Raw genomic sequence first — 4,382 nt, forward strand, 5'->3', positions numbered from 1 at the left:
TCCCGTCGACGTGCTGGTCACCGCGGCTACCGCTGGGTCGAACCGGCGTCCACCGGCAGCATCACGCCGGTGATGTACCTGGCCTCGTCGGAGGCCAGGAACAGGACGGCGTTGCTGATGTCCCGGGCCTCGACCCAGGGAACGGGCAGCGCGTTCATGCTGGCGAACGTCTCCCGCGCGTCCTCGCGGGTCGGCTCGGCCAGGTCCGGCCGGAACAGCGACCAGGTGGCGGTGTTCTGCACCATGTCGGTGTCGACGCTGGTGGGATGCACCGTGTTGACCCGGATCGAGTGCGGGGCCAGCTCCAGCGCCAGCGTCCGCATCAGGCCGACGACACCGTGTTTGGCGGCCACGTAGTGCGCGAAGTTGGGGAAGCCCTTGATCCCGGCCGTGGAGCTGGTCAGCACGATCGACCCGCCACCGGCGGCGATGAGGTGCGGAACGCAGGCCTTGGCGGTGTGCCAGACGCCGGTGAGGTTGACGTCGATCATCTCCGACCACATGAGCTCGTCGAGTTCGGCGCCGCCGGCGGCGAAGCTGAAGATGCCGGCGTTGCCGCAGACGATGTCCAGCCGGCCGAGTTCGGCGACGCCCTGGTCGACGGCCGCCTTGACGGCGGCGTAGTCGCGGACGTCCGCCTGGACCGCGACGATCCGACGGTCCAGCGCCTCCACCTCCTTGACCGTCTGGTCCAGGTCGGCGCGGGTCGACATCGCGTAGGGCACCGACGCCAGCTGGTCGCAGACGTCGATCGCGATGATGTCCGCACCCTCCTCGGCCAGCCGCAGCGCATGGCTGCGACCCTGGCCGCGGGCGGCCCCGGTGACGAAGGCGACCTTGCCGGCCACTCGTGCGCTCATCGCCGCCCCCTACTTGATGCCGAAGCCGGCGTCAACGGGCAGCGTGACCCCGGTGATGTACCGGGCCTCGTCGGACGCCAGGAACAGCACCGCGTTGCTGATGTCGACCGGTTCGACCCACAGGATCGGCAGGATGTTCAGGCTGCGGAAGACGTCGTGGGCGTCCTCGACCGTCGGGTGCTCCAGGTCCGGGCGGAAAAGGCCGGCGGTCCAGTCGTTCTGGATCATCGGAGTGTTGACCACCGTCGGGTGCACGCTGTTGACCCGGATGCTGTGCGGGGCCAGTTCCAGGGCCAGGGTGCGCATCAGCCCGACGACGCCGTGCTTGGCCGAGACGTAGTCGGCGATGTTCTGCATCGCCTTGAGCCCGGCGGCCGAACTGGTCAGCACCATCGAACCGCCCCGACCGCCCTCGATCAGGTGCGGCACCGCCGCCTTGCAGGTGTGCCAGACGCCGGTCAGGTTGACGTCGATGGTGTTGTGCCACTCTTGTTCGGTCTGCTCCCAGGCGGCCGAGTTGCCCCCGGCGATACCGGCGTTGGCGCAGACGATGTCGAGCCGCCCCAGCTCGGCGACGCCCTGGTCGACGGCCGCTTTGACCGCCGCGTAGTCGCGCACGTCGGCCTGCACCGCGACGATCCGGCGGTCCAGCGCCTCCACCTCCTTGACCGTCTGCTCCAGGTCGGCCGGTGTCGCCATGGGGAACGGCACGGTGTCGATCTGCTCGCAGATGTCGATCGCGATGATGTCCGCGCCCTCCTCGGCCAGCCGCAGCGCATGGCTGCGGCCCTGGCCGCGGGCGGCCCCGGTGATGAAGGCGACCTTGCCCTCTACTCGTCCCACGGAACTCTCCCTGCTCGATGGTCGGGGACGGCGGCCGCCGGACGGCGCCCACCGAAAACGATCAGATCCGCGCGGATGTCAGCGGATGGTGTTGCCGGCGTCGACGGTGAACTCCAGGCCGGTGACGTAGCGCGCTTCGTCCGAGGCCAGGAACAGCACCGCATTGCTGATGTCCCGGGCGTCGACGATCTCGACCGGGAACGTGTTCATGAAGATCGGCCCCAGCGCCGGCTCTCGGGTCAGCAGCGTCTCCAGGCCGCCCAGGCCCGAACCCATGGGCGTGTCGACCCCGGTGGGATGTACCGTGTTGACCCGGATCCGGTGCCTGGCCAGCTCGTTGGCCAGCGACTTGGCGATGCCGACCACCCCGTGCTTGGCCGCGACGTAGGGAGCCAGGAAGGGCAGGCCCTTGATCCCGGCCGTCGAGCTGGTCGCGATGATGGAGCCGCCCCCGGCCGCGATCAGGTGCGGGACGGCGACGACCATGGAGTTCCAGACCCCGGTCAGGTTGGTGTCCAGGGTGTCCTGCCAGACGGCCGGCGTCACCTCGTCCCAGGCCTGGATGGTGCAGATACCGGCGTTGGCACAGACGATGTCGAGCCGGCCAAGTTCGGCGACCCCATCGTCGACCACCCGCCGCAGCGCCCCGGCGTCCCGGACGTCGACCTCGGCGGCGACGATCCGCCGGTCGAGCGCCTCGACCTCCTTGACGGTCTGGGCCAGCTCCTGCGCGGTGCCCATCGGGTACGGCACCGTCGCCAGCTGGGCGCAGATGTCCACCGCGATGATGTCGGCGCCCTCCTCGGCCAACCGGACGGCGTGGCTGCGGCCCTGGCCGCGCGCCGCCCCGGTCACCAGGGCGACCTTTCCTTCGACACGCCCCATTGCGTGTTCCCTTCTCCCGGCGCCGACACCGTTGTCGGATCGACCGTCGGCGAGGCACGTTGTCCCACCGACCATCCCGATGTCGGTGCGGCGACAACCGTTCCCGGACATGGTTTGACGGATGCAGGACGAGGCAACCGGGGCCGCACCGACGGTGTCGACCGGCGGCGGCCGGCTGCTTCGCTGAGGTGGGCGTCAACGTCCCGCCTCGCGACCCACCTTAGATGCACCGAGTGCAGGAAGTGAAGGGTTCCCACCCGACGAGTTCGATGTGAATAGAGTGCGGGGCGTGACCGACGTCGAGACCGGGCCCGGCCCCGGCCGGCCCGACGGCGCTCGTCGGGTCGGCCGGCAGCCGGCGAGTTCCCGCATCGAGATCGAGCACGCCGCGTTTCGGCTGTTCGCCGAGCAGGGCTTCGAGCAGACGACCGTGGACGACATCGCCGCGGCCGTCGGCATCGCCCGCCGCACGTTCTTCAGCTACTTCCCGTCCAAGAACGACGTCCCGTGGGGATCGTTCGACCAGGAACTGGTCCGGTTCCGCGCGGTGCTCGACGCGACGCCGCCCGACCTGCCGGTGCTGGAAGCCGTCCGGCGGGCCGTCATGGAGTTCAACACGGTGCCGCCGGCCGAGCAGCCGTGGCACCGGCGGCGGCTCGCCCTGATCCTGGGAACTCCGGCCCTGCAGGCGCATTCGACTCTCCGGTACGCCGAGTGGCGGCAGGTGATCGTCGACTTCGCGGCGCCGCGGCTGGGGGTGCCCGAATCGTCGATCGACGTCCAGAGCATCGCCTACACCGCGCTGGCGGTGGCCATCGCCGCCTACGACGTCTGGTTGCGCGACGACCGGGGCGACCTGCTCGACCTGCTGGATCGGGCCTTCCGGGTGGTGGCCCCGCGCCCGACCGGGGCGGCCGGCCCCGAATCCTGACCTGCCCAAGGCCGGCGGTGCCGGGGTGGCCACCGGTCGGCCGGGTCCGGGCGGCGGGGTCAGGCCGGGGTCAGCAGCGCGGCCCGCAGGCCGGCCACCTCGGCATCGCCGACGCCGCGGGCCCGGGCCCACGCCATGGCCCCGCCGTGGATCGAGTCCAGACCGGCCAGGAACCCCACCATCGTCTCGCCGGTCGCCTGGTAGACCTCCGCCGGGACCCGGGCCATGTGCTCGCGGTAGCGCGGCCACCCCCGGAACCGGTGCACGATCCGCTCCATGTTGGCCGCCGTCCGCAGGTAGTCGGCCACGATGTCGGAGTCCCGGACGCGGAGCAGCCGCAGCAGCAGGGCGATCACCAGGCCGGTGCGGTCCTTGCCGGCCGCGCAGTGCACCAGCAGCGGGTGACCGGCCTGCGCGCAGACCACGCGCACGACCGTCGCCAGCGGGGAGGTCGGGGCGGCGAGATGGTCCAGGTAGAACCGGCGGGCCTGCTCCTCCGGGGGCAGACCGGCCACCGGTGACAGGTCCCGCAGCGGGGCGTTGAGATAGCACACCGGGGTGTCGGCCAGCGGACCGCGCCCCTGCTCGACCGCCTCCGGCCCGACGCGCAGGTCGACGACCAGCTCCAACCGCACCTCCTGGGCCAGATAGCTCACGTCGGCCGGGGTCAGCGCCTGCAGGGTGTCGCTGCGCAGCAGCAGGCCCGGCCGGACCGCCCGGCCGTCGACGGTGCGCAACCCGCCCAGGTCGCGGAAGTTGAACGCCCCGACCACCGGGCTCGGCTCAGCCACGGCAGACCCGGCGCACCGCGGCCACCAGTTCCGCCGACGGGCCCGGGCCGGCCGGGGCGGGTCCCGTCGCCG

General features: G+C 71.6%; 5 protein-coding genes. 1 reads left to right on the forward strand and 4 read right to left on the reverse strand.

Features of this window, described 5'->3' with window-relative positions; genetic code table 11:
* Positions 1-26: 26 nt before the first annotated feature.
* The 3 genes from ACOJUF_RS12380 to ACOJUF_RS12390 form a co-directional block, all read right to left on the reverse strand.
* The gene (locus tag ACOJUF_RS12380) at positions 27-860 is read right to left on the reverse strand and encodes a mycofactocin-coupled SDR family oxidoreductase (protein WP_420122153.1); all 834 of its coding nucleotides are present in this window, start codon (positions 858-860) and stop codon (positions 27-29) included.
* A 9-nt stretch (positions 861-869) separates the two neighbouring features.
* Positions 870-1,703 carry a mycofactocin-coupled SDR family oxidoreductase gene (locus ACOJUF_RS12385; RefSeq protein WP_420122154.1) on the reverse strand — a complete coding sequence of 278 codons (834 nt, stop codon included), beginning with the start codon at positions 1,701-1,703 and terminating at the stop codon, positions 870-872.
* 78 nt (positions 1,704-1,781) lie between these two features.
* The gene (locus ACOJUF_RS12390; RefSeq protein ID WP_420122155.1) at positions 1,782-2,588 is read right to left on the reverse strand and encodes a mycofactocin-coupled SDR family oxidoreductase; all 807 of its coding nucleotides are present in this window, start codon (positions 2,586-2,588) and stop codon (positions 1,782-1,784) included.
* A 289-nt stretch (positions 2,589-2,877) separates the two neighbouring features.
* Here ACOJUF_RS12390 and mftR point away from each other — a divergent pair, with 289 nt between their 5' ends.
* Positions 2,878-3,519, forward strand: coding sequence for a mycofactocin system transcriptional regulator (gene mftR / locus ACOJUF_RS12395; RefSeq protein WP_420122156.1), 642 nt, complete (start codon positions 2,878-2,880; stop codon positions 3,517-3,519).
* 59 nt (positions 3,520-3,578) lie between these two features.
* Here mftR and ACOJUF_RS12400 read toward each other — a convergent pair whose 3' ends face one another.
* Positions 3,579-4,310, reverse strand: coding sequence for a tyrosine-protein phosphatase (locus ACOJUF_RS12400; RefSeq protein ID WP_420122157.1), 732 nt, complete (start codon positions 4,308-4,310; stop codon positions 3,579-3,581).
* Between the last annotated feature and the right edge of the window lie 72 nt (positions 4,311-4,382).

Origin of the sequence: Nakamurella sp., assembly GCF_048594475.1 — a bacterium.
In the GTDB taxonomy this organism is placed as follows: domain Bacteria; phylum Actinomycetota; class Actinomycetes; order Mycobacteriales; family Nakamurellaceae; genus Nakamurella.